Origin of the sequence: Streptomyces albus subsp. albus, assembly GCF_000725885.1 — a bacterium.
GTDB classification, from domain to species: Bacteria; Actinomycetota; Actinomycetes; order Streptomycetales; family Streptomycetaceae; genus Streptomyces; species Streptomyces albus.
Window position 1 is genome coordinate 73,662 of the sequence record NZ_JODR01000007.1, and the last position, 23,511, is coordinate 97,172.

General features: G+C 72.6%; 18 protein-coding genes. All 18 read right to left on the reverse strand.

From position 1 onward, the window contains the following. Positions 1-122: 122 nt before the first annotated feature. The 18 genes from IO40_RS0108645 to IO40_RS0108725 all read right to left on the reverse strand — a co-directional run bounded on the left by IO40_RS0108645 (position 123) and on the right by IO40_RS0108725 (position 23,490). On the reverse strand, positions 123-1,589 hold the full coding sequence (locus tag IO40_RS0108645) for a glutamate synthase subunit beta (protein ID WP_016468385.1): 1,467 nt from the start codon (positions 1,587-1,589) through the stop codon (positions 123-125). Then, positions 1,582-6,231 (reverse strand): glutamate synthase large subunit, encoded by a 4,650-nt coding sequence (gene gltB, locus IO40_RS0108650; protein ID WP_078659698.1) that lies wholly within the window; start codon positions 6,229-6,231, stop codon positions 1,582-1,584. Before gltB ends, IO40_RS0108645 begins: the two co-directional genes overlap by 8 nt. Positions 6,232-6,958: 727 nt before the next feature. Then, complete coding sequence (locus tag IO40_RS0108655; protein ID WP_031175200.1) at positions 6,959-7,618, reverse strand: maltokinase N-terminal cap-like domain-containing protein; 660 nt, start codon at positions 7,616-7,618, stop codon at positions 6,959-6,961. A gap of 997 nt (positions 7,619-8,615) precedes the next feature. Continuing rightward, a complete protein-coding gene (locus tag IO40_RS0108660) occupies positions 8,616-9,347 on the reverse strand; it encodes a VIT1/CCC1 transporter family protein (RefSeq protein ID WP_016468389.1) in 732 nt (243 codons plus the stop codon). A gap of 126 nt (positions 9,348-9,473) precedes the next feature. After that, the gene (gene mnhG, locus IO40_RS0108665; RefSeq protein ID WP_016468390.1) at positions 9,474-9,863 is read right to left on the reverse strand and encodes a monovalent cation/H(+) antiporter subunit G; all 390 of its coding nucleotides are present in this window, start codon (positions 9,861-9,863) and stop codon (positions 9,474-9,476) included. After that, positions 9,860-10,258 (reverse strand): MrpF/PhaF family protein, encoded by a 399-nt coding sequence (locus IO40_RS33360; RefSeq protein WP_078565652.1) that lies wholly within the window; start codon positions 10,256-10,258, stop codon positions 9,860-9,862. The genes mnhG and IO40_RS33360 overlap by 4 nt, the downstream gene beginning before the upstream one ends. 2 nt (positions 10,259-10,260) lie before the next feature. Then, positions 10,261-10,845 (reverse strand): Na+/H+ antiporter subunit E, encoded by a 585-nt coding sequence (locus IO40_RS0108675; RefSeq protein ID WP_016468392.1) that lies wholly within the window; start codon positions 10,843-10,845, stop codon positions 10,261-10,263. Continuing rightward, a complete protein-coding gene (locus IO40_RS0108680) occupies positions 10,842-12,533 on the reverse strand; it encodes a Na+/H+ antiporter subunit D (RefSeq protein ID WP_016468393.1) in 1,692 nt (563 codons plus the stop codon). The genes IO40_RS0108675 and IO40_RS0108680 overlap by 4 nt, the downstream gene beginning before the upstream one ends. 34 nt (positions 12,534-12,567) lie before the next feature. After that, positions 12,568-13,200, reverse strand: coding sequence for a Na(+)/H(+) antiporter subunit C (locus IO40_RS0108685; RefSeq protein ID WP_016468394.1), 633 nt, complete (start codon positions 13,198-13,200; stop codon positions 12,568-12,570). Next, on the reverse strand, positions 13,197-16,934 hold the full coding sequence (locus IO40_RS0108690; protein WP_031175201.1) for a Na+/H+ antiporter subunit A: 3,738 nt from the start codon (positions 16,932-16,934) through the stop codon (positions 13,197-13,199). The genes IO40_RS0108685 and IO40_RS0108690 overlap by 4 nt, the downstream gene beginning before the upstream one ends. Positions 16,935-17,012: 78 nt before the next feature. Continuing rightward, on the reverse strand, positions 17,013-18,248 hold the full coding sequence (gene lgt / locus IO40_RS0108695) for a prolipoprotein diacylglyceryl transferase (protein ID WP_031175202.1): 1,236 nt from the start codon (positions 18,246-18,248) through the stop codon (positions 17,013-17,015). 96 nt (positions 18,249-18,344) lie between these two features. Continuing rightward, the gene (locus tag IO40_RS0108700) at positions 18,345-19,088 is read right to left on the reverse strand and encodes a DsbA family protein (RefSeq protein WP_016468397.1); all 744 of its coding nucleotides are present in this window, start codon (positions 19,086-19,088) and stop codon (positions 18,345-18,347) included. 108 nt (positions 19,089-19,196) lie between these two features. Beyond that, complete coding sequence (gene trpA, locus IO40_RS0108705) at positions 19,197-20,018, reverse strand: tryptophan synthase subunit alpha (protein WP_016468398.1); 822 nt, start codon at positions 20,016-20,018, stop codon at positions 19,197-19,199. Further along, the gene (gene trpB / locus IO40_RS0108710; protein WP_016468399.1) at positions 20,015-21,262 is read right to left on the reverse strand and encodes a tryptophan synthase subunit beta; all 1,248 of its coding nucleotides are present in this window, start codon (positions 21,260-21,262) and stop codon (positions 20,015-20,017) included. The genes trpA and trpB overlap by 4 nt, the downstream gene beginning before the upstream one ends. Before the next feature lie 318 nt (positions 21,263-21,580). Then, on the reverse strand, positions 21,581-21,733 hold the full coding sequence (gene trpM / locus IO40_RS39780) for a tryptophan biosynthesis modulator TrpM (protein WP_369126522.1): 153 nt from the start codon (positions 21,731-21,733) through the stop codon (positions 21,581-21,583). Positions 21,734-21,739: 6 nt separating this feature from the next. Next, positions 21,740-22,549: an indole-3-glycerol phosphate synthase TrpC gene (gene trpC, locus IO40_RS0108715; protein ID WP_016468400.1), complete on the reverse strand. Its 810-nt coding sequence runs from the start codon at positions 22,547-22,549 to the stop codon at positions 21,740-21,742. A 198-nt stretch (positions 22,550-22,747) separates the two neighbouring features. Continuing rightward, positions 22,748-23,167 carry a DUF2752 domain-containing protein gene (locus IO40_RS0108720; RefSeq protein WP_030406186.1) on the reverse strand — a complete coding sequence of 140 codons (420 nt, stop codon included), beginning with the start codon at positions 23,165-23,167 and terminating at the stop codon, positions 22,748-22,750. A gap of 23 nt (positions 23,168-23,190) precedes the next feature. Continuing rightward, a complete protein-coding gene (locus IO40_RS0108725) occupies positions 23,191-23,490 on the reverse strand; it encodes an HGxxPAAW family protein (RefSeq protein WP_030406185.1) in 300 nt (99 codons plus the stop codon). Between the last annotated feature and the right edge of the window lie 21 nt (positions 23,491-23,511).

The following is a 23,511-nucleotide window of genomic DNA, read 5'->3' on the forward strand; positions in this document are numbered from 1 at the left end:
AAACGCGCCACGGCGCCTGCCGAAACCCGGTCGGGGACTGGCAGGCGCCGTGTGTGTCCGTACGCCCTTGTACGGAAGTACCGAAGACCGAAGTACCGAAGTACCGAAGTACCAGAGAAGGCTCAGACCGTCAGTGCCCGGTCCGTGGGGCGGATCGGGGCGGGAAGGGTGCTGGCCTCGCCGGTGAGGTAACGGTCCACCGCCTTGGCGGCGGAACGGCCCTCCGCGATGGCCCAGACGATGAGCGACTGGCCGCGCCCGGCGTCCCCGGCGACGAAGACGCCGGGGACGTTCGTGGCGTAGTCGCCGTCGCGGGCGACGTTGCCCCGCGCGTCGAGTTCGACGCCGAACTGTTCGACCAGACCGTTCTCCCGGTCGACGCCGGTGAAGCCCATGGCGAGGGTGACCAGTTGGGCGGGGATGCGGCGCTCCGTACCGGGCTTGGGCACCGGCTTGCCGTCCGTCATCTCGACCTCCACCAGGTGGAGCCACTGGACGTTGCCGTCCTCGTCGCCCTCGAAGTGGGTGGTGTTGACGGAGTACACCCTCTCGCCGCCCTCCTCGTGGGCGGAGGTCACCTTGTAGAGCAGGGGGAAGGTGGGCCAGGGGTGGCGGGCCGGGTCCCGCTCCTCGCCCGGCCTGGGCATGATCTCCAGCTGGGTGACGGACGCGGCGCCCTGCCGGTGCGCGGTGCCGACGCAGTCGGCGCCGGTGTCGCCGCCGCCGATGACGACGACGTGCTTGCCCGCGGCGGAGATCGGCGGCTCCACGTAGTCGCCCTCCTGCACCTTGTTGGCCAGCGGCAGGTACTCCATGGCCTGGTGGACGCCGTTGAGTTCGCGGCCGGGTACGGGCAGGTCGCGCGGTGTGGTGGCGCCGGCGGCGATGACGACCGCGTCGTACCGCTTGCGCAGCTTCCGCGCGTCGATGTCGCGGCCGATCTCCACTCCGGTGCGGAACTTGGTGCCCTCGGCGCGCATCTGCTCGATGCGCCGGTTGATGTGCCGCTTCTCCATCTTGAACTCGGGGATGCCGTAGCGCAGCAGTCCGCCGATGCGGTCGGCGCGTTCGTAGACGGCGACGGTGTGGCCGGCGCGGGTCAGCTGCTGGGCGGCGGCCAGACCGGAGGGGCCCGAGCCGATGACGGCCACGGTCTTGCCGGACAGCCGCTCGGGCGGCTGGGGGGTGACGCCGCCGGTCTCCCACGCCTTGTCGATGATGGAGACCTCGACGTTCTTGATGGTGACCGGCGGCTGGTTGATGCCCAGGACGCACGCCGACTCGCAGGGCGCGGGGCACAGCCGCCCGGTGAACTCCGGGAAATTGTTGGTGGCGTGCAGCCGTTCGGCCGCCGCCGTCCAGTCGCCGCGGTAGGCGTAGTCGTTCCACTCGGGGATGAGGTTGCCCAGCGGGCAGCCGTTGTGGCAGAAGGGGATGCCGCAGTCCATGCAGCGCCCGGCCTGCTTGCTGATGATGGGCAGCAGGGCGCCGGGGACGTATACCTCGTTCCAGTCCTTGACGCGTTCTTCGACCGGGCGGGTGGGTGCGACCTCGCGGTCGGTGGTCAGGAAGCCCTTGGGGTCAGCCATGGGTCGCCGCCTCCATCATCTTCTCGTGGGTCTCGGTCTCGCTGAGTCCCGCTCGCTCGGCGGCGTCCTTGGCGGCGAGCACGGCCTTGTACGTCGCGGGGAGGACCTTGCGGAAGCGGCGTGCGGCTCCTTCGGGTCCGTCCCAGTCGGCGAGGAGGGCGGCGGCCACGGTGGAGCCGGTCTCCTCCTGGTGGCGGCGCACGACCTCGTGCAGCCACGTCCTGTCCTCGTCGGTGAGGTCCTCGACGGCGCCGCGCAGCCCGGCGTTGACGTGCCCCGGGTCGAGGTCGACGACGTAGGCGACGCCGCCGGACATGCCGGCGCCGAAGTTGCGGCCGGTGGAGCCCAGGACGACGGCCGCGCCGCCGGTCATGTACTCGCAGCCGTGGTCGCCCACGCCTTCGGAGACGACCAGCGCGCCGGAGTTGCGGACGCAGAAGCGTTCCCCGACCCGGCCGCGCAGGAAGATCTCGCCGCCGGTGGCGCCGTAGGCGAGGGTGTTGCCGGCGATGGTCGAGTACTCGGCCAGGTGGTCGGCGCCCCGGTCGGGGCGGACGATGATCCGGCCGCCGGACAGTCCCTTGCCGACGTAGTCGTTGGCGTCGCCCTCCAGCCGCAGGGTGATGCCGCGCGGGACGAAGGCGCCGAAGGACTGGCCGGCGGAGCCGGTGAAGGTGAGGTCGATGGTGTCGTCGGGCAGTCCCGCGCCGCCGAACTTCTTGGTGACCTCGTGCCCGAGCATGGTGCCGACGGTGCGGTTGGTGTTGCGGATGGCGATCTGGGCGCGGACCGGCTGGGCGGCCTCGGCGGTGTCGGCCTGCAACGCGTCGGCGGCCAGCTTGATCAGCTGGTTGTCGAGCGCCTTCTCCAGCCCGTGGTCCTGGGCCGTGGCCTGGTGGAGGACGGCGCCGTCGGGCAGTTCGGGCACGTGCAGCAGGGGTGCCAGGTCGAAGCCCTGGGCCTTCCAGTGGTCCACGGCGCGGGAGGTGTCGAGGAGTTCGGCGTGGCCGACGGCCTCCTCCAGGGTGCGGAAGCCGAGTTCGGCGAGGAGTTCGCGGACCTCTTCGGCGATGAACTCGAAGAAGTTGACGACGTACTCGGCCTTGCCGCTGTACCGCGAGCGCAGCGTGGGGTTCTGGGTGGCGATACCGACCGGGCAGGTGTCCAGGTGGCAGACCCGCATCATGACGCAGCCGGAGACGACCAGCGGGGCGGTGGCGAAACCGAACTCCTCGGCGCCCAGCAGCGCGGCGATCACCACGTCGCGGCCGGTCTTGAGCTGGCCGTCGGTCTGTACGACGATCCGGTCGCGGAGCCCGTTGAGCAGCAGGGTCTGCTGCGTCTCGGCCAGGCCCAGCTCCCAGGGGCCGCCGGCGTGCTTGAGGGAGGTCAGCGGTGAGGCGCCGGTGCCGCCGTCGTGTCCGGAGATGAGGACGACGTCCGCGTGTGCCTTGCTCACCCCGGCGGCCACCGTGCCGACGCCGACCTCGCTGACCAGCTTGACGTGGATGCGGGCGGCCGGGTTGGCGTTCTTCAGGTCGTGGATGAGCTGGGCGAGGTCCTCGATGGAGTAGATGTCGTGGTGCGGCGGCGGTGAGATGAGGCCGACGCCGGGTGTGGAGTGCCGGGTCCTGGCCACCCACGGGTAGACCTTGTGGCCGGGCAGCTGGCCGCCCTCGCCGGGCTTGGCGCCCTGCGCCATCTTGATCTGGATGTCGTCGGCGTTGACGAGGTATTCCGAGGTGACGCCGAACCGGCCGGAGGCCACCTGCTTGATCGCGGAGCGCCGTGCCGGGTCGTACAGCCGCTCGGGGTCCTCGCCGCCCTCGCCGGTGTTGGACTTGCCGCCGAGCTGGTTCATGGCGATGGCCAGCGTCTCGTGCGCCTCCTGGGAGATGGAGCCGTAGGACATGGCACCGGTGGAGAACCGCTTGACGATCTCGCTGGCGGGCTCGACCTCCTCGACGGGGATCGAGGGCCGGCCGCTCTTGAAGGAGAACAGGCCGCGCAGCGTCATCAGCCGTTCGGACTGCTCGTCGACGCGCCGGGTGTACTGCTTGAAGATGTCGTAGCGGCGCTGCCGGGTGGAGTGCTGGAGGCGGAAGACGGTCTCCGGGTCGAACAGGTGCGGTTCGCCCTCGCGCCGCCACTGGTACTCGCCGCCGATGTCCAGCGTGCGGTGGGCCGGGGCGATGCCGGAGGCGGGGTACGCCTTGGCGTGGCGGGCGGCGACCTCCTGGGCGATGACGTCGAGCCCGGCGCCGCCGATCTTGGTGGTCGTGCCGTGGAAGTAGCGGTCCACGAACGCCTGGTCGAGCCCGACCGCCTCGAACACCTGGGCGCCGCGGTAGGAGGCGACGGTGGAGATGCCCATCTTGGACATCACCTTCAGCACGCCCTTGCCGAGTGCGTAGATCAGGTTGCGGATGGCCTGCTCGGGCGCGAGCTGTTCCCCGGGCTCCGTGCCGCCGGGGCCCGGCGTGCCGGGGGCGCCCGGGAGGAAGGTGCCGGCGCGGACCAGGTCCTCGACGGACTCCATGGCCAGGTAGGGGTTGACGGCGGCGGCACCGTAGCCGATGAGCAGTGCCACGTGGTGGACCTCGCGCACGTCACCGGCCTCCACCAGCAGCCCCACCTGGGTGCGCTGCTTGGTACGGATGAGGTGGTGGTGCACGGCGGAGGTCAGCAGCAGGGACGGGATCGGCGCGTGTTCGGCGTCCGAGTGCCGGTCGGACAGCACGATGAGCCGGGCTCCGGCCTCGATCGCCGCATCGGCCTCCGCGCAGATCTCCTCGATCCGGGCCGCGAGGCCGTCCCCTCCTTCGGCGACACGGTAGAGCCCGGAGAGCGTGGCGGACTTGAAGCCCGGCATGTCGCCGTCGGCGTTGGCGTGGATGAGCTTGGCCAGCTCGTCGTTGTCGATGACGGGGAACGGCAGGGTGACGCTGCGGCAGGACGCCGGCGTGGGCTCCAGCAGGTTGCCCTGCGGGCCCAGCGGGGAGTGCAGGGAGGTGACCAGTTCCTCGCGGATGGCGTCCAGCGGCGGGTTGGTGACCTGCGCGAACAGCTGGGTGAAGTAGTCGAAGATCAGCCGCGGCCGGGTGGAGAGCGCCGCGATGGGCGAGTCGGTGCCCATGGAACCGATGGGCTCGGCACCGGTGCGGGCCATCGGCGCGAGGAGGACCCGCAGTTCCTCCTCGGTGTAGCCGAAGGTCTGCTGGCGGCGGGCGACGGAGGCGTGGGTGTGCACGATGTGCTCGCGCTCGGGCAGGTCCGCCAGGTCGACGAGGCCGGCGTCCAGCCACTCCTGGTAGGGGTGTTCGGCCGCGAGGGCGGCCTTGATCTCGTCGTCCTCGATGATGCGGCGCTCGGCGGTGTCCACCAGGAACATCCGGCCGGGCTGGAGGCGGCCCTTGCGCACCACCCTGGCGGGGTCGATGTCGAGGACGCCGACCTCGGAGGCGAGGACGACGAGTCCGTCGTCGGTGACCCAGTAGCGGCCGGGGCGCAGCCCGTTGCGGTCGAGAACGGCGCCGACCTGGACGCCGTCGGTGAAGGTGACGCAGGCGGGGCCGTCCCAGGGCTCCATCATCGTGGAGTGGTACTGGTAGAAGGCGCGGCGGGCGGGGTCCATGGAGTCCTGCGACTCGGCGGACTCCCACGCCTCGGGCACCATCATCAGCACCGAGTGCGGCAGCGAACGGCCGCCCAGGTGGAGGAGTTCCAGCACCTCGTCGAAGGTGGCCGAGTCGGAGGCGCCCTCGGTGCAGACGGGGAAGATCCGCTCCAGCGTCTCGTGGCCGCCGAACAGCTCCGACCTCAGCTGCGACTCGCGGGCCCGCATCCAGTTGCGGTTGCCCTGCACGGTGTTGATCTCGCCGTTGTGGGCGACGAACCGGTAGGGGTGGGCCAGCGGCCAGCTCGGGAAGGTGTTGGTGGAGAACCGCGAGTGGACCAGCGCGATGGCGGTGGCGAAGCGCCGGTCGGACAGGTCGGGGAAGAACGGCTCCAGCTGCCCGGTGGTCAGCATGCCCTTGTAGACGAGGGTGCGGGCGGACAGCGAGGGGAAGTAGACGCCGGCCTCGCGCTCGGCGCGCTTGCGCAGGACGAACGCCGGCCGGTCCAGCGCGATGCCCTCGCGCTCGCCCTCGGCGTCGGTGACGAACAGCTGGCGGAAGGTGGGCATGGTGGCGCGGGCGCCGGGGCCGAGCAGCCCGGGTGCGACGGGCACCTCGCGCCAGCCGAGGACGGTGAGCCCCTCTTCGGACGCCAGCGTCTCGATGCGTGAGACGGCTGCGGCGGTGGCCTCGGCGTCGTCGTCCTCGTGGGGCAGGAAGGCGGTACCAACCGCGTACTTCCCGGCCTCGGGCAGGGTGAACGGGACGTTCTCGCGCAGGAACGCGTCCGGGATCTGGAGCAGGATTCCGGCGCCGTCACCGGTGTCGGGGTCGGACCCCGTGGCGCCCCGGTGCTCAAGATTGCGCAGCACGGTCAGCGCCTTGTCGACCAGATCGTGACTGGCCTCGCCGGTCAGGGTCGCCACGAAGCCGACACCGCAGGCGTCATGCTCGTATCGGGGGTCGTACATCCCCTGCTTGGCAGGGCGGTGGGCGGCCCAGTCCGCTGTCGGCACAGCACGCATCGGCAGCTCCCGTCGTCTCGTGGCAGTGGTACGTACCGAGGGACGACGTTGGCCCTCATATGGCTGAAATGTTCGTGCAGGTTACATGGTCGGCGACTTCCCGGAAAGTGGAAGCCATGTCTCGCCATGTGGACGCGGAGAACGTCACTCCAACGGACCGCGCACAGAGGCGTCCGGTTACGCCGACGCGGCAACACCGGCCCTTATGGGACCGGCGGGACCTGCACAGTGGGTTCGGGGCTGGGGTCGGCCCCGTGAAGAACGAGCGGATTTTCCCTCGCGCGTCGTCGCGCGAGAAACAGATCGCCGCGGCGTCGTTGCCGACGGCGTTACGGACTAATGCCCGCCCCGGCGCACGATGAAACCGCCGGGTAACACGCGGATCATGCACCGGGACCCGCCCACCGTGCTGTGACCTGCGCCACTGCCGACGGAAAGAAGCGGGTGCGACGACCCCTCCCGGGGCGGCGCCGGCCCCGTACGCGCCCCCGCCGCACCCGCCCTGCCCCCCTTGTGAGCGAGCCGGCCGGCAGCGGCCCGACGGCTCCCGGGACCCGCCCCGGACCGGCCACGGGGAAGTGCACGGTGGCGAGGGGAAAGTGCACGGTGGCGAGGGGCACCAGCCCCCGGCCCCTCACCACCGGCCGTCACGGAAAAACCGGCCACTACGCGCCGGGGCCGACGCCGGGCACAACCCGGCGCCGGCCCCGGGCGCATGCCCCCGCCGCTACCGCTGCCCCGCCTGCAGCACGGCGAACACCCCGCGGGCCCGGGAGCCGTCGGGCGACTGCCAGGCACCCGAGACGTGCCCGGCCGCGCCCTGCTCAGGCACCTGCGGCCCGTCCGGGGCGGGCCGCAGGACGCGGTGCAGACGCAGGACCGTACCCTGCGCGGTGGCCAGCTCGGTGCCGGCCTGGTCGTCGACGCCGGCGGCGAAGTCCGCGGCGGGCGGCACGGCGCCCGTATGGGAGACGGTGATCTCCCGGTCGGGGGCGTCGCTGACGTTCTGGTCCTGAGCCGTCGCCCGCCCCTCGAACAGAGCCAGCAACTGGGCGACCAGCACCGGATCGTGGCACCCGTCGTACACCCAGCGCCGCCCCAGCACGCCGTGCTCCATGGTGCCCACGAGGGCGTGCTCCGCCCCCTCCAGCGGGGCGCCCCGGTAGGTGAGCGGCACCAGATAGGTGGCCGGTTCGGCGCCGGAGGCGTCGTTGACCACGATGAACTCCATCCCGACCTCGCCCTCCGGGTCGTCCAGCCGGAACCCTCCGGCATTGACCGGCTCGGGCCCGTCCACACCCCCGCGGTACCACGGACGCGAGGGCAGCCACGCGGTCAGGAGCTCCAGTTTGGTCGGCTTGAGAACGGTCTGGTGGATCACGGCCATGTCGAGGATTCCTTTCCATCACACCCCAACGAGCCCCCACACCTTCCCATCCCCCGACCCCCGCGGGGCAGCCCGGTGCACACCGCCGGCCATCCCGACAGCACCAGCGGGGCTTCCACTGCACGGCTCGGCCAAGAGATGAACTCGCAGAGCGCACGGACTCTGGGCGGGGACGTGATCAACGGCGCTGCGTTCTCATAGCGGCCACACCTGGGGCACAGGCTGCGAGCGTCTGCGGCACGTAGCTCCGATCCCATCCGCGCGTCCGGCCGGCGCGCCCTACAGCCCCCCTCCCCTGACGATCGAGCCAAGCTTGCTCACATGTCCCGGTCACGCGAGTGACGGAAAGCGGCGGAGACAGGTGACCAACGTGCTGCAAGCGTTGCCGGCCACCTGTCCACTTTCGGGGTGGGTACGCCGCACGGAGGCAGACGCGGGCGTCACAAGAAACACCGCCGTCAAACCGCGTAGATTCTTGGGCAGCGCTCCCTTGACTGATCGGTCAACACCAAACTGTCATCTCCCTGCGTACGTGCTGGTCGCGTGGTGAACACAGGCGTCACCCGTACATCCGGGGCCGCCCTGCGGGAATCATCCAAGAAGGGCAGGAAATAGCATGCTCCCCGGCGTCATTGGAATACTGCTCGTTCTCGTCGGCCTTCCCCTTGGGTTGAACTACAAAGGCCTGACCGGAAAGTATTTCCACCATTTGTCCCGGACTCACTACACACGTCCCAGTGCCCAACCGTGGAACATTCGTCTCGTGGGGTGGGCGGCGGTACTGATCGGTGTCTGTGGAATTGTCGGCGGGTTTTCCGGCGCGTTGACTGCCTCCTGACCCGCGACTCAGCATCCTCCGGGCTCGGACTTGACCACCCTCCGCGCAATCGACGCGCCCCGGAGGAGCCACCGACCCCACTCGCCCGGGTCGCGGGAGTCGCCGATGGTGCCGGTCGGCATCCGGGCGGTCGGCATCCGTGCGGCGCGACGGGAGCCGCTATCCGACGGCGACGCCGAAGAGGGTGCCCAGGCCGTAGGTGACGCCCGCTGCCGCGGCGCCCAGGCCGAGCTGGCGCAGGCCGCTGTACCACCAAGGGCGGGCGGTGACGCGGGCGACGACGGCGCCGCAGACGAACAGGCCGATCAGCGCCAGCACGACGGCGGGCCACAGGGCGGTGGTGCCGAAGAGGTACGGGAGGACGGGGAGGACGGCGCCCAGGGAGAAGGACAGGAACGAGGAGACGGCCGCGACGGTGGGCGAGGGCAGGTCGGCGGGGTCGATGCCCAGCTCTTCCCGGGCGTGTATCTCCAGCGCCTGCTCCGGGTCGCGGTGCAGCTGTTCGGCGACCTGGAGGGCCAGGTCGGCGTCGACGCCGCGTGCCTCGTACAGCGCGGCGAGTTCCTTGATCTCCTCGCCGGGGCTGCGCCGCAGCTCACGCCGTTCGATCTCCAGCTCGGCCAGGACGAGTTCGCGCTGGGAGGCGACGGAGGTGTACTCGCCGGCGGCCATGGAGAAGGCGCCGGCGGCCAGCCCGGCGAGGCCGGAGATCACGATGGTCTGCGGGGAGGCCGCGCTTCCCGCCACGCCGGTCATCAGCCCGAGGTTGGAGACCAGTCCGTCCATCGCGCCGAAGACGGCGGGCCGCAGCCAGCCGCCGTTGACGTCGCGGTGGGTGTGGTTGTCGCGGTGGGCGACGTGGGTCGGGTCCGAGACCCCGGCTTCGGACATGGCCGGTTGGGCTCCTTACGTTTCGGACAGCGTCGGACGGCGTCGGACCGTGCGCCCTTCGGGCGCGCGCTGACGTTCGAAGAGTAGGCACGAAACGCCCCGGGCTGCCAGCAAGGAAGGCCGTACTTACCCCGTTGACCTGCGGTTTTCCTCGGAGCCCTGTTCGGCGGCGGCCTTCCGGAGCGCCTGGTCCAGTTCGTCGACGACGATGTCCTCCCGGTCCAGCCGGCCCGTCCGGTAGGCGGCGCGGCCGACCATGTGGGCGGCCACCGGGGAGGTCGTCAGCTGGAAGAGGCCGACCAGCAGCAGGATGCCCAGGTCGACGGCGCTGCGCAGCCACAGTCCCGAGCCGATCAGGACCAGCAGCAGGCCGAAGGACTGCGGTTTGGTCGCGGCGTGCATCCGGGTGAGGACGTCGGGCAGCCGGACCAGCCCGATACCGGCGACCACGCACAGCAGCGCGCCGGCCAGCATGAAGCAGGCGCCCGCCACATCGGCCACCACGGTCCAGCTCATCGCACCTCCCCGGGTCCGCCCGACTCCTCGCCGGTGTCCTGGCTCTCGTCCACGTCCCCCGTACCGGCCTCGTCGCGCAGCGCCATGAAGCGGGCGACGCCGACGGAGCCGGTGAAGCCGAGGAAGGAGAGGACGAGCAGGACGGGCAGGTAGAAGGCGTTGCCCTGCACGGCCGTCTGCACACCGACCCCGGCCATCACCACGGCGACCAGCGCGTCCAGTGCGACGGCGCGGTCCAGAGTGGTGGGACCGAGCACCAGCCGCAGGGTGACCATCAGTCCGGCGCCGACCAGCAGGGCGGCGATCACGACCGCTGTCACGTCGTAGGCGCTCAGCTCCGTGCCCGCCGCCAGCGGTCGGGCTCCCGCACCCACCGCAGTCGGCCGAAGAGCCATGCTCACCCCCACCGGCCGAACACCTCCTCGACGTCCCCGGCGGCACGGATGGCGTCGTTGTCCGCGCGGGTGCCGAACGCCGCGACGACGCGGGCCTCCAGCCGCAGCGCGTCCTGCCGCGCACGCCGGCGGTCGGCCTCCCGCTCGGCGCCCAGCACGTGCAGGTAGAGGATGCCCGCCCGCCGGTCCACCTCCAGGACGGTGCTGCCGGGCACGGCGGTGACGGCGACCGCGGTGGCCGTCATCATCAGATCGCCGGGGCAGCGCATCCGCACCCCCAGCACGGCGCAGCGGGGGCGTCCGGGCCCGAGGATGTAGCGGTTGATGCGCCAGCTGGAGACCACCATGTCCAGGGCGAAGCGGGCGGTGAAGCGCAGGATGCCCAGCGGATGGGCGCGGGCCTGCTTCTCGATGGGCGGCAGCGGGAAGACCAGCACGACGAACAGGGCGACGACGACGCCGGTGACGATGTTCGCCGGGGTGGGGGTGCCCCACAGCAGCATCCACAGCAGTGTCAGTCCGCTCACCATGGGCCACTGCGTGGCGCGCAGCCTGCTGGTCTCGGGCAGCCGTTGGGGAGAGGTCATCCTTCTCTCACCGCCTCCACATAGGGGGTGCGTGCGATCAGTTCGTCGGCGGCGCGGTCGGTCAGCCCGAACAGGGGGCCGGCCAGGACGGTGAAGGCCAGTCCGAACAGGACCAGCGCCCCGGTGGCGGCGGTCATGCTCAGCGGCAGGGTGGCGCTGGTGGTGATCTCCTGGCCGCCGAAGGTGGCGGCGCCCCCGCTGCGGGTGAGGATCGGGCGCCGGCGCGGCGGGCGGCGCCGGCGGGGGCGGTGCGTGGAGTCGGCCTCGTCCGGGCCGGTGTCGTCCTCCTCGGCGCCCTCCAGCACGGTGCCGGCCGCGCACATCTCGGGGGTGGGCGCGCGCCAGAACGCGAGGTTCCACGCCTTGGCGAGGGCGTAGAGGGTCAGCAGGCTGGTGGCCGTACCGCCCGCCACCAGCACATAGGCGAGAGCTCCTCCGTCGGCGACGCCGGCCCGCAGCAGTCCGAGTTTGCCGAGGAAGCCGGAGAGCGGGGGGATGCCGGCGAGGTTCATGGCGGGGACGAAGAACATGACGGCCAGCAGCGGGGAGAGCCGTGCCAGCCCGCCGAGGCTCTGCAGGTCCGTGGTGCCGCTGCGGCGTTCGATCAGCCCGGCCACCAGGAACAGGGTCGTCTGGACGGTGATGTGGTGGGCGACGTAGAAGACGGCGCCGGAGATGCCGCCGTGGGTGGCCAGTCCGATGCCGAAGACCATGTAGCCCATGTGGCTGACGAGGGTGAAGGACAGCAGCCGTTTGAGGTCGGTCTGGGCGACGGCGCCCAGGATGCCGACGAGCAGGGACAGCAGCGCGAGCGTCATCAGCACGTCGCCGACCCGGTGCCCGGGGAAGAGCAGCGTCTGGGTGCGCAGTATCGCGTAGACGCCGACCTTCGTCAGCAGCCCGGCGAAGACGGCGGTGACGGGCGCGGGCGCGGTCGGGTACGAGTCGGGCAGCCAGGCCGCCATCGGGAAGACGGCGGCCTTGATGGCGAAGACGCCCAGCAGCGCGATCTGGATGACCATGCCGACGCTGTCGGGCAACGCGTCGAGCCGGGCGGGCAGCTGCGCCATGGTGACCGTGCCGGCGGCGGCGTACACCAGGGCGACGGCGGCCAGGAAGAGCATGGACGACAGCAGCGAGACGATCGCGTAGATGGCGCCCGCGCGGATACGGGCCTGGGTACCGCCGATGGTCATGAGGACGTAGCTGGCGGTCAGCATCAGCTCGAAACCGACGTACAGGTTGAACAGATCGCCTGCCAGGAAGGTGTCCGAGACCCCGGCGACCAGCACCAGATAGGACGGGTGGAAGACGGACAGCGGAGTGGTCTCGTCGTTGTCGGCCATGCCCTGGCCCACCGAGTAGACCAGCACGCACAGGGTCACGGACGAGGAGATCACGAGCATCAGCGCCGACAGCCGGTCGGCGACCAGCACGATCCCCACCGGCGGCGCCCAGCCGCCCGCGAACATCACCTGCGGGCCGTGCCGGTCGGCGGCCACCAGCAGCAGCAGCGAGACCACCAGTACGGCGGTCAGCACCGCCGCGCTGATGAACCGCTGCACCCGCTCCAGCCGGGCACCGATCGCCAGTTTCAGCCCGGCCGCGCACAGCGGCAGGATCACCGGCAGGGGCACCAGCCCGGCGGCGACGGCCGCGGCGGCGGGCGGTCCCGCCCCGCCGCTCACCGTTCGGCTCCCGCCACGGGACGCGCGGCCCCGGTCACCGGTCGGCACCCAGAATGGTCTGCCACGGGTCGTCCTCCCCCAGGGTCTCCTCGGCGGTCTCCTCGGCCCGGGCCTGCCGGGCGCGGAAGGCCCGCGCGTCGGCCCGGGCCCGCCGGCGCATCTCCTTGTACCGGTCGCGTACGGTGCCCATCCGCTGGTAGGCGCTGTGTTCGCGGGCCGCCAGCTCCTCCTGGTCGTGGGCCAGGGCCCGGTATTCGAGGCGGTGTCTGCGGTAGGCGGCGCGCAGCCTCTCGCGTTCCTCGGCGTAGGTGGCGCGGCGTACGACGCGGATGTCCTCCATGTCGTCGGGCACGTCGTCGTTGCCCGAGTGCTGCCAGGAGCGGTAGGCCATGGTGACCAGGAACGCGGTGACGGCCAGGGTGATGACGATGGCCGTGAGGATGAACGCCTGCGGCAACGGGTCCGCCATGTCCTTCGGGTCGGAACCGGGATGGAGCAGCGCGGCCTGGCCTGCGGGGCCGGAGGTGGCCAGCACCAGCAGATTGACGCCGTTTCCGATGAGGACGGCGCCGAGCAGGATGCGGGTGAGGGGGCGGGCGAGCAGCAGTGCGGTGCCGGCGGCGAACAGCACGCCGCCGCACGCCACGAGAGCGAGCGTCGCACTCATCCGCCACCACCTTGCGGGCCCCGACCGCCCTGCGGGCCGTGGTTGCCCTGCGGGCCACTGTCGTCCTGCGGGGCGCCGCCGTGCGGGGCGCCGCCGTGCGGGCCGCCGCCGTCCCGTGGGGCCCCACCTTCCGGGCCACGCCCGTCCCGCGGGGAGCCACCTTCCGGGCCACGCCCGTCCTGCGGGGAGCCATCTTGCGGGCCGCGCCCTTCCGGCGGAGTGCCACCGTGCGGGCCACGGCCTTGCGGGCCGCCGCCTTCCCGCGGGGAGCCACCTTGCGGGCCACCGTCCTGCGGACCGTCGCCCTCCGGGCCGCCACCACCTTGCGGGCCGCCGCCGTCTGACGCGCCACCGGGCGAGGCGCCGCCGCCTTGCCGGCCGTCACTGCCCTGCGGGGCGCCGCCGTCCTGCGGGGTGCCCCCCTGAGTGCCACCACCGGATGAACGGCCCTCACCCTGCGGGGCGCCGCCCTGTGCGCCCCCGTCCTGCCAGCCGGCATCCTGCGGGCCGCCACCACCATGTCGGCCGCCGCCCGGCGAAGCACCACCACCCTGCGGCCCTCCGCCGTCCTGCGGACCGCCGCCCGGCGAGGCGCCCCCGCCCGACGCACCACCGCCGGAGGTGTCACCCCCCGACGCACCACCGCCCTGCCGGGCGCGGCGTTCGCGCTGGTCCTCCTCCTCCGCCGCCTGCCGGGCGCGGTCGCGTTCCATGCGCCGGTCGATCTCCGAGCCGAGGCTGCGCAGTACGTCCAGGACGACGCCGACGACGAGCAGGTAGACGCCGCTGTCGAACAGCACGGGGCTGGCGGCGTGGAAGTGACCGGCGAGCCAGATCTCGCCGGTCACCTTGCCGGAGGCCAGCACGCTGCCGCCCAGCCAGAGTCCGGCCAGCCCGGTGCCGGTGAGGATGAGCAGGCCCAGTCCGAGCAGGAAGCCCGCGTCGACGGGTGCGGCGGCGGCCAGTTCGAGCCGGCCGCCGGCCAAATAGCGCACCGCCAGGGCGAGCCCGGCGACGAGGCCCGCGGTGAAGCCGCCGCCGGGCAGGTTCTCGGCGGAGAAGAGCAGGTACAGGGAGAGGACGAGGATCGGGTGGAAGACCAGCCGGGCCACCACCTCGAACATCACAGACCGCCCTTCGGGGGCGAGGGTGGAGCTGGCGGCCAGCCAGGTGCGGCGCGGGGCGACGGGTGAGCCGTGCGGCCGGGTACCGAGCCGGACCGGCTGTTTCCACGCGTCCCAGCGGCCGGCGGGGCCGGGGGGTTCGGGCGCCTGGGCTCCGGCGTCGCGGTCCAGTGCCATGCTCGCGGACCCGGCGGCGGACTCGGCGGCGGCGGAGCCGGGGGGCGCTCCGGGGCCGACGACGGGCGCCGGTGGCCGTCCGCCGCCGGGTCCCTCGGAGCCGGGCACCGGCTGGGCGACGGGCACCCGGGCGCGCCGTCGCAGGTAGACGAGGCTGGTGACGCCGACGGCTGCGGCGGCCAGTACGGCGGACTCCCCCATGGTGTCCCAGGCCCGCAGGTCGACGAGGGTGGTGGCCACCACGTTCCGTACGCCTTCGTGGGCGGTGGCGGGCAGCAGCTGGGGGCCGGCGGCTGGGCCGGAGCGGGCGGCGAGGGAGAAGACGAGGAGGGCGGCGACGAGCCCGCCGGCGGCGACGGAGAAGACGACTTGCAGTCCTCGCCGTAGCCGCCAGGTGCGGCTGCTGTCGGGGAAGCGGGCCGGCAGCCGGCGCAGGACGAGCACGAAGACGGTGAGCGAGACGGTTTCGACAGCGAACTGGGTCAGTGCCAGGTCGGGGGCGCCGTGCAGGACGTAGAGGAGGCCGGCGCCGTAGCCGGTGACCCCGGCGAGCACGGCCGCTTTCATCCGTTGCCGGGCGAGGACGCACAGGACGGCGACGGCGGCGACGCCGATGGCGACGACGAGTTGCGGGACCGAGTCGTACCAGCGCACGGGCCCGGCGGTGGCCCATGGCCGGCCGGCCAGCAGTTGGGCGGTCTCGAAGCCGAGCAGGACGACGAGTGCGGTGCCCAGGTAGACGGGCAGTGAGCCGCGCTGCACGGATCCGGTGACCTGGAGGGAGAGTCTTTCCAGGCCCCACAGCGAGCGGGCGAAGACCTGGTCGCCGTCCACCTGGGAGAGCCGGTCGCCGGCCGCGGCGAGGGGGCGCCGGGCCAGGTGGAGGGCGGCGCCCAGCAGCCAGGAGAGGGCGGACAGGCCGAGCGCCGGTCCCCAGCCGTGCCACAGTTCCAGGTGGAAGGGGGCGGCACCGCCGGGTGCGGTCTCCGCGTGGCGGGCCAGCAGGGGGTCGAGCCAGGGTGCCGCCGGTCCGAGGAGGAGCCCGGCGAAGGCGCAGAGCAGGGGCGGCATCAGCAGGAGTGCCCCGGTGGTGGTGCCTGCGGGGACGGGGACGGGTCGCAGTGGCGGGGCGGGGTTGCGCTTGGTGGCGAAGGCGCCCCACAGGAAGCGGAGGGTGTAGGCGACGGTCAGTGCGGACCCGGCGATGACGGCTGCGAGCGCCCAGGTCTCGGCGGTGTCCCCGTGGAGCAGCGCGGAGACGGCGGCTTCTTTGGCGGCGAACCCCAGCAGGGGCGGCAGCCCCGCCATGGACAGTCCGGCGGCGCAGGCGACGGCGCACAGCGCGGGCAGGGCGCGGCCCAGTCCGGAGAGCCGTTCGAGGTCGCGGGTGCCGGTGAGGTGGTCGATGGCGCCGACGACGAGGAAGAGGGACGCCTTGAACAGGGCGTGCGCCAGGATCATCGCGGTGCCGGCGAGTTCCGCGTCGCGGGTGCCGTCACCGGCGAGGAGGGTGAGGAAGCCCAGTTGGCTGACGGTGCCGAAGGCCAGGAGCCGCTTCAGGTCCGTCTCGCGGAGGGCCCGCCAGCCGCCGAGCAGCATGGTGACGCTGCCGAGGAGGAGCACCACGGCCCGCCAGGGGGTCACGTCGGCGAACGCGGGTGCGAACCGGGCGACGAGGTAGACCCCGGCCTTGACCATGGCCGCCGCGTGCAGATAGGCGGAGACGGGCGTGGGTGCGGCCATCGCGCCGGGCAGCCAGAAGCTGAAGGGCCACACGGCGGATTTGGACAGGGCCCCGGCGAGTACGAGGACGAGTCCGGCGGCGACGAGTGCGGAGCTGTCCGGCGGGTCGGCGAGCAGGCGGGAGATGCGGAAGGTGCCGGCGGCGTGGCCGAGCATCAGGAAGCCGACGAGCATGACGAGCCCGCCGAGGGTGGTGACCAGCAGGGCCTGGAGCGCGGCGCGCCGGTTGGTCCTGCGTTCGGGGTCGTGCCCGATGAGCAGGAACGAGAAGACGGTGGTGAGTTCCCACAGGACGTACAGGACGATCAGGTCGTCGGCGAGTACGAGGCCGAGCATCGCCCCGGCGAAGGCGGTGAGCGATCCGGCGAAGGCGCCGAGCCGTGGTTCGTCGTCGGCGAAGTAGCCGGCGCAGTAGATCATCACCAGGGCGCCGATGCCCCCGGCGATCAGCACCATTTCCAGGGCGAGCGCGTCGCAGCGCAGGGCGAGGGAGACGCCGAGGGAGCCGATCCACTCGGTGTGTTCGCGCAGCTCGCCGCCGTCGGCGACCGTGCGGTAGTGCACCGCCGCCCAGATCGCGGCGGCTGCGGGTGCCGCCGCGAGCGCCCAGAACGCCCGCCGCCCGAGCCGGCGCACCAGGGGCGGCGCGCAGCAGGCGGCGGCGAAGTGGACGGCGATCAACCACAGCACGCACAGAGAATTGCATACATAACCATGCAATTCGGACAGGTTGCCCTGTCCCGCCGTGCGGGCGGGCGGCCCGGTGGGCTAGGCGGTGGGTCCTTCCACGGCCTCGGCCCCGGCGGACTTCCCGCTCTTGGCGGCCTGCCCCGCCCCAGCGCCTCCCGCGCCCTCGGCGGCCCCGGCGTCCTTCGCGGCCCCGGCACCCTCGGCGCGCCCGGCACCCTCGGCGCGCTCGGTGCCCTTGGCAGAACCGGGCTTCTTCGTGGAGCCGGGCTCCTTCGTGGAGCCGGCGCCCTTCGTGGAGCCGCCCGCCTTCGCGGACGCGGCCCTCTCGGCGGAGCCGCCCTCCTTCGCGGAACCGGCACCCTTGGTGCAGTCGCCCTCCTTCACCGAGCCCGCGCCCTTCGCGCCGGCGTCCGCCTCGCCCGGCCCGGCGTCCTTCACCGGCTCGCCGTCCTCGGCGGGCGCGGCGGCGTCCCCGCCGCCCTCACCGCTGTCCGGCTCGACCTTCTCCTCCCGGCCGGGCCGCTTCTTCGCCGAGATGACGATGTAGGCGACGGCGGCGAGGAAGACGACGATGGCCGTCCAGTTGTTCAGCCGCATGCCGAGCACGTGGTGGGCGTCGTCCACGCGCATGTACTCGATCCAGAACCGGCCCACCGTGTAGGCGGCGACGTAGAGCGCGAACGCCCTGCCGTGCCCCAGCTTGAAGCGCCGGTCCGCCCAGATCACCAGCAGTGCGACGCCGACGCACCACAGCGACTCGTACAGGAACGTCGGGTGGTAGGTCCCCACGTCGGGGGTGTCCACAGGGCGGTGCGCCGGGTCGATCTTGAGGGCCCAGGGCAGGTCGGTCGGGCGCCCGAACAGCTCCTGGTTGAACCAGTTGCCCCAGCGGCCCAGCGCCTGGGCCAGCACGATGCCCGGGGCCACGGCGTCCGCGTAGGCGGGCAGGGCGATGCCCCGGCGACGGCAGCCGATCCACGCGCCGAGCGCGCCGAGCGCGATCGCGCCCCAGATGCCGAGGCCGCCGTCCCAGATGCGCAGGGCGTCGACCGGGTCGCGTCCCTCGCCGAAGTAGAGCTGGTAGTCGGTGACGACGTGGTAGAGCCTGCCGCCGACCAGCCCGAAGGGCACGGCCCACACCGCGATGTCGGCGACGGTGCCGGGCTGCCCGCCGCGGGCGACCCAGCGCCGCCCGCCGAGCCAGACCGCGACGAAGACGCCGAGGATGATGCAGAGCGCGTAGCCGCGCAGCGGGAGCGGCCCGAGATGGATCTCGCTGGCCGACGGGCTGGGGATAAAGGCAAGGGTCTCCATGGCGCACCCGACGCTACCGTGCCCGGCGGCACCGGGGGCAATCAGGCCGCACAACGGCTGGATAACACCTGGCGCCCGCCGGTGGCCGGGCGGGGGTCAGCCTTTCCGCTCGACCAGCTTCCGCAGCTTCTGCGGGGTGAGCGGATCGTTCTGGTCCGCGTAGATGTTCTTGCCGTCCAGCAGGACGGTGGGGGTGCCCTGGTGGTCGGAGTTGCGGAAGCTCTCGTTCGCGCGCTCGACCCAGTCGTTGTGCCGGCCGGTGGTCACGCACTTCTCGAAGGCGGGCCCGACCAGCCCCTTCACCTTGCGGGCGAGCTGGATCAGCCGTTCGGTGCTGGCGAAGGCGTCGTCCTGTTCGGCGGGCTGGTGGCGGTAGAGCACGTCGTGGTAGGCGGAGAACTTGCCCCGGTCCTTGGCGCAGGCCGCCGCGTTGGCCGCCTTCTTCGACCCGCTGCCGCCCATGTGCCCGTCGATGAGCGTGACCAGGTGGTACTCGGCCTTGAGCTTGCCCGCCCGCTCCAGGCTGCGGACGGTGCCCCGGAACGCGTTCTCGAACTGCGCGCACGCCGGGCAGCGGAAGTCCTCGTAGACGGTCAGCTTGGCCGGGGCGCTCTCGTGGCCGACGGTGATCGGCTTGGCGGAGGCGGTGCCGCCGTCGTCGTCGCCCTGCCCGGCCAGGGCCACGCCGATGCCCGTGGCGACGGCCAGCACGCCGACGACGGCCGCGCCGACCTTCAGGGAGCGGCGGCGTTTTTCGGCCGCCTTCTGCCGCTCCCGTTCGGCCCGCAGCCGCTCGCGGGCCGAATTCCTGCCGCCTTCGTTGGTGTTCTGGCTGCTCACGTCAGGGCCAACGAGAGGGCCCCGCCCCCTCGCACCCTCTTTCACCCGAAAGAGCGCGCTTGCCCGGTGGCCGGGGAGGGGACGGGGCCAGGTCCTGGCGGCGGACGTTTATCCGCGGCGGACGCCCTCGGCCAGGGAGGCGGCCAGTTCCCGCACGCCGTCGAGTCCGGCCTCCAGGGTGTCGGCGGCGAGCAGCCGCTTGACGAACGCGGAGCCGACGATCACCCCGTCCGCGAACTCGGCGACCTCGGCGGCCTGCTCGGGGTTGGAGACGCCGAGGCCCACGCACACCGGCAGCGGCGTGGTGGCGCGTACCCGGGTGACCAGTTCCCGTGCCTCGTTCCCCACCGACTCGCGGGTGCCGGTGACGCCCATCAGCGAGGCGGCGTAGACGAATCCGCTGCCCGCCGCGGTGATCGTGGCCAGCCGTTCGTCGCGGCTGCTGGGCGCGACGACGAAGACGGTGGCCAGCCCGGTCCGCTCGGCGGCCTTCCGCCAGCCGTCGGACTCCTCGACGGGCAGGTCCGGCAGGATGCAGCCGGCGCCGCCCGCGGCGGCCAGCTCCTCGGCGAACCGCTCGGCGCCGTACCTGTCCACCGGGTTCCAGTAGGTCATCACCAGCACCGGCTTGCCGGTGGCGGCGTGCGCCTGGCGGACCGTCTCGATCACGTCGGCGATCCGTACGCCGCCGCGCAGGGCGATGGTGTCGGCGGTCTGGATGACGGGGCCGTCCATCACGGGGTCGCTGTGCGGCAGTCCGACCTCCACGATGTCGCAGCCGCTCTCCAGCAGCGCGGTGCAGGCGGCGGCGCCGCCCTCGACCGTCGGGAAGCCGGCGGGCAGGTAGCCGACGAGCGCGGCGCGGTTCTCGGCCTTGGCCTGGGCCAGGGTCCGCTCCAGCAGTGCGATGTTGCCCGTGGTGCCGCTCATGCGCCTTCCCCCTGGTCTTCCCCGTCGTACAGGCCGAAGTAGCGCGCGGCCGTGTCCATGTCCTTGTCGCCGCGGCCGGAGAGGTTCACCAGGACGATGCCCTCCGGGCCGATCTCCTTGCCCAGGTCGAGGGCGCCGGCCAGCGCGTGGGCGCTCTCGATGGCCGGGATGATGCCCTCGGTCTCCGAGAGGAGCCGCAGGGCGCGCATCGCCTCGGCGTCGGTGACCGGGCGGTACTCGCCGCGCCCGCTGTCCTTGAGGTAGGCGTGCTCCGGGCCGATGCCCGGGTAGTCGAGGCCCGCCGAGATCGAGTACGGCTCGGTGATCTGGCCCTCGTCGTCCTGGAGGACGTAGGAGCGGGAGCCGTGCAGGATGCCGGGCTCGCCGACGGTCAGCGTCGCGGCGTGCTCACCGGACTCCACGCCGTTTCCGGCCGCCTCGAACCCGACGATGCGGACGCTCTCGTCGGGCAGGAAGGCGTGGAAGAGGCCGATGGCGTTGGAGCCGCCGCCCACGCAGGCGGCGACCGCGTCGGGCAGCCGGCCGGTCCGCTCCAGGATCTGCCGCCGTGCCTCGACGCCGATGACGCGGTGGAAGTCGCGGACGAGCTGCGGGAAGGGGTGCGGTCCCGCGACGGTGCCGAAGAGGTAGTGGGTGCGGTCCACGTTGGCCACCCAGTCGCGGAACGCCTCGTTGATGGCGTCCTTGAGGGTGCGGCTGCCGGAGGTGACGGGGACGACCTCGGCGCCGAGCATCCGCATGCGGGCGACGTTCAGCGCCTGGCGCTCGGTGTCGATCTCGCCCATGTAGATGGTGCATTCGAGCCCGAAGAGGGCGCACGCGGTGGCGGTCGCGACCCCGTGCTGGCCGGCGCCGGTCTCGGCGATGACGCGGGGCTTGCCCATGCGCTTGGTGAGCAGGGCCTGGCCCAGCACATTGTTGATCTTGTGCGAGCCGGTGTGGTTGAGGTCCTCGCGCTTGAGGAACACCCGGGCGCCGCCCGCGTGTTCGGCGAAGCGCTTCACCTCGGTCAGCGCGCTGGGGCGGCCCGTGTAGTTGACGAGCAGTTCCTCCAGCTCGGCGGCGAAGGCCGGGTCCGCCTTGGCCTTCTCGTACTCGGCGGCCACCTCGTCGACGGCGGCGACGAGTGCCTCGGGGATGAACTTGCCGCCGAACGCGCCGAAATAGCCGGTGGCGTCGGGGGTGCGACCCTCGGGGTCGGGGATGAAGTAGTCGGATGGCATGCCGACAGTGCTCCTTGGGTTGGGCCTGCTGAGTTCCTGGCCCCGGCCGTGCCCCACCACCCGCTCCCCCGGGGATCTCTCGTCCCCGCACTCGGTCCGGATGCCCGCGCGACGACCCCGCCCCCGGCTGCGGGAGGCGGTGCCGCCCGGCCGTCCCGGCGTACGGAGGGACGGGCCCGGCGGCAGCCGTGCGGCAGGCGGGCGAGGCCCCTCACGCGGGATGACCGCGAGCGGGGCGACGCGAACGAGGAGGCCGAGGAGGCCGAGGAAGAGGAGGAAGCCCCTGACAGGAGGGCGGTAGGGCTGGGCCGGGAAAAGTCAGCGCCATCGGCGGCCACGGATCACACCGGGTTCGCACCCGATGTGGTACCGCACCGAGCGTCCCCGTACCCGCCGCGCGGGCGCCCGGCAGCCACGCGGCCGGCACCCGCGCGCCAGCGCGAGGGAGCACAGGGAGACGGAGGCGGTCACGGCCGGTCACGCCCTCCCGTGTCGGAGGGCGGGGTGCGCACCGGCCGCCACCAGGTCGGCGACGGCGCCCTTGGGGTCCTTGCCGGTCACCAGGGACTCGCCGACCAGCACGGCGTCGGCCCCTTCGTTGGCGTAGGCGATCAGGTCGTGCGGGCCCCGCACCCCGGACTCGGCGACCTTGACGATGTGGTCGGGGATCTCCGGGGCGATCCGGGTGAAGTTGCCGCGGTCGACCTCCAGCGTCTTGAGGTTGCGCGCGTTGACTCCGACGATCTTGGCGCCGGCGGCCAGCGCCCGCTCGGTCTCCTCCTCGTCGTGCACCTCGACCAGCGGGGTCAGCCCGATGGACTCGGCGCGTTCGATGAGGGAGACCAGCGCCTCCTGTTCGAGGGCGGCGACGATCAGCAGGATGATGTCGGCGCCGTGTGCCCGGGCCTCCCACAGCTGGTAGGCGGAGAAGATGAAGTCCTTGCGCAGCACGGGCAGGTCCACCCGGGCGCGGACGGCCTCCAGGTCGGCGAGGGAGCCGCCGAAGCGGCGCTGTTCGGTGAGGACGGAGATGACGGCGGCGCCGCCGGCCTCGTAGTCGGCGGCGAGCCCGGCCGGGTCGGCGATGGCCGCCAGCGCGCCCTTGGAGGGGCTGGAGCGCTTGACCTCGCAGATCACCCGGACATCCTCGCCCTTGAGGGCGGCGAGCCCGTCCTTGGCCTGTGGCGCCCGGGCCGCGCGCTCCTTGAGCTCGTCGAGGCTGACGCGCGCCTGCCGCTCGGCGAGGTCCTCACGGACGCCTTCGATGATCTCGTCGAGCACACTCACCGAGCGGCCTCCTTGCTGGCTGGGTTTGGCTGGGTGCCGGACCCCCGCGCGCGGACGAGGGAGTCGGACGGAGCACTGCGATGGTATCCGCCGACGGGCCCGGTGCCCGCATCCGGTTGAACGGGATTCCATATAGCGGACAAAACGTTGTGACGCCGAAGGTTCCGTTACGGCACGTCCATGCGATGTCACCGCCGGTCAGGGGGCCAGTGCGGCGCCCAGGGGCGTATTCCGGACAACAGTGAACGCGGCAACGAGCACCCCCGCCGCCCAGGCGTGCCGGACGCGGAGGCGCACCGGCAGCGCGAAGGGGCGGGCCCGGGCCGCGCGCCAGGCCCAGTGCAGCCAGCCCGCAGCGAACAGGACGGCGAGGACGACGGCCATCGCATTGGCGCCCAGCGCGGCCGGCAGATCGCCGTGGGCGAGGGCGTGCGCGCTGCGCAGCCCACCGCAGCCGGGGCAGTACAGCCCGGTGACCGTCAGGACGGGGCAGGCCGGATAGTGGCCCGGCCGGTTGGGGTCGACCGCGGCCACATACGCGAAAGCCGCGCCCGCCACGGCCGCGCAGCCGAGGGGCGCGGCCAGCTGCGGCACCGCACCGAGGAGGCGGTGCCGCACGGTCGCGGCTTCCTGCCGTTCGCTCAGGAGTGCGCCTGGGCGTGGGTCCGCTGCTCGCCGTCCCGACGCTCCGGGTGGCGGGCCTGGTGCGCCTCCCGGTGGGCCCGGGCCTGCTCCGCGGTCAGCCCCTTGGACTTCTTCTGTCCGAGCCCCGCCGCGCTCATGATGCCGCCCACCACCGCGGCCACCGCGAGGAGGACCAGCCCGGCGATCACACCGGCGGGCTTGGCCATCACCGTGAAGACGGAGCCCACGCAGAACCCGACGAAGGCGATGATCACGCCGGTCCAGGCGGCCGGGGTGTGTCCGTGGCTGTGCGCCATGAAAACTCCTTGAGTCACAAC